General features: G+C 63.2%; 1 protein-coding gene. It reads left to right on the top strand.

Annotated features, from left to right (window positions below; translation table 11 throughout):
• Positions 1 to 184 precede the first annotated feature (184 nt).
• Positions 185 to 1366 (top strand): cystathionine beta-lyase, encoded by a 1182-nt coding sequence (locus EN991_RS35315; RefSeq protein ID WP_013532426.1) that lies wholly within the window; start codon positions 185 to 187, stop codon positions 1364 to 1366.
• Positions 1367 to 1626 lie beyond the last annotated feature (260 nt).

Raw genomic sequence — 1626 nt, 5'->3', positions numbered from 1 at the left:
GTGCTGATTTGCGCCGATGACCCGCCGCACAGGCGGGTTTTTCGTTTGATATCCTGTCCCCGCATCGCTGTTTTTGCCGCGACGAATTGGCATATTCGAAGTCCATCTCCTGGCGGACGGTGGCTGTTGCACGGTCCATGCCGCCGCACTATGGCTAGCGGCTTGTCAAACAAGGCGACGCAGAATGGCGAAAGACGGCGAGCACTTTAGCGGCGGGATGGGCATCAACACGCGGCTTGCCCATTCGGGCAACAATCCGCACGACTATTTCGGCTTCGTCAATCCGCCGGTGGTGCATGCCTCGACCGTGCTTTTTCGCGACGCGGCGTCAATGGCGGCTCGCACCCAGAAATACACTTACGGCACGCGCGGCACGCCGACGACCGATGCGCTCGCCCACGCCATAGACGCGCTGGAAGGTTCGGCAGGCACGATCCTGGTGCCGTCGGGCCTTGCGGCGGTGACGGTACCGCTGCTCGCCTTCGTGTCGGCCGGCGACCATCTGCTGATCGTCGATACCGTCTATCATCCGACCCGCAACTTCGCCGACACGATGCTGAAGCGGCTGGGCGTCGAGGTCGAGTACTACGCCCCCCATGTCGGCGCCGGCATCGCGGCGTTGATCAAGCCCAACACCAAGGTGGTGTTCACGGAATCACCGGCCTCCAACACCTTCGAGGTGCAGGACATCCCAGCCATCGCCAAGGCGGCGCACGCCGCGGGCGCCATCGTCATGATGGACAATACCTGGGCGACGCCACTGTATTTCCGCCCCCTCGACCACGGTGTCGACATCTCGATCCATGCGGCGACCAAATACCCGGCCGGCCATTCCGACGTGCTGCTTGGCACGGTGTCGGCCAATGAGAGCTGCTGGACGCATCTTTATGAAAGCTTCTGCACGCTTGGCTGCTGCGCCGGGCCCGACGACGTCTACCAGGTGCTGCGCGGCCTGCGCAGCATGGGCGTGCGCCTCGAACACCATCAGCGCAGCACGCTTGCCATCGCCTCCTGGCTCGAAGGCCAGAAGGGCGTGGCGCGCGTGCTCCACCCGGCCCTGCCCAGCCACCCGGACCACGAACTGTGGAAGCGGGACTTCTCCGGATCGAGCGGCATCTTTTCCATCGTGCTTGCCGGCGGCGGACAAAAGCAGCAGCACGCCTTTCTCGACGCGCTGCAAATCTTCGGCCTCGGCTATTCCTGGGGCGGCTATGAGAGCCTTGCCGTGCCGGTCTGGCTCGGCGACCGCGTTGTCGCGAAGGCCCCCTATGAGGGTCCATTGATCCGCCTGCAGATCGGCCTCGAGGACGTCGACGACCTGAAGGCCGACATTTCGCGCGGCCTGACCGCAGCAGCGGCTGCGTAGCGGAATTCTATTCCCTCAAATTGCAGTTTCCCGGATCAGTTTGGCTTTCAAATTCAGCGATGCCGCGTCATTGCGGTGCGATCAGCACATTTTCGACTTCCCCTGGAATATCGGCAGAGTTTTCGACCTCATGGCTTTCCGCCTTTTTGTTCCCATTCTTGCCGGCGCGACGCTGCGCGAGCGTCTCGTCGCCTGTATCGGCGCGACGATCGGCATTGCACTCACCGGTGTGATCGCCAGCCTTGTGCTCGGCAACGGCC

The sequence above is a fragment of the Mesorhizobium sp. M7A.F.Ca.US.005.03.2.1 genome, assembly GCF_003997795.1.
In the GTDB taxonomy this organism is placed as follows: Bacteria; Pseudomonadota; Alphaproteobacteria; order Rhizobiales; family Rhizobiaceae; genus Mesorhizobium; species Mesorhizobium ciceri.
This window is presented reverse-complemented; position numbering and strand designations above follow the sequence as displayed.

Coding starts and splice junctions, on each gene's coding strand:
- EN991_RS35315 (WP_013532426.1), top strand. CDS start 185: ATGGCGAAAGACGGCGAGCACTTTAGCGGCGGGATGGGCATCAACACG.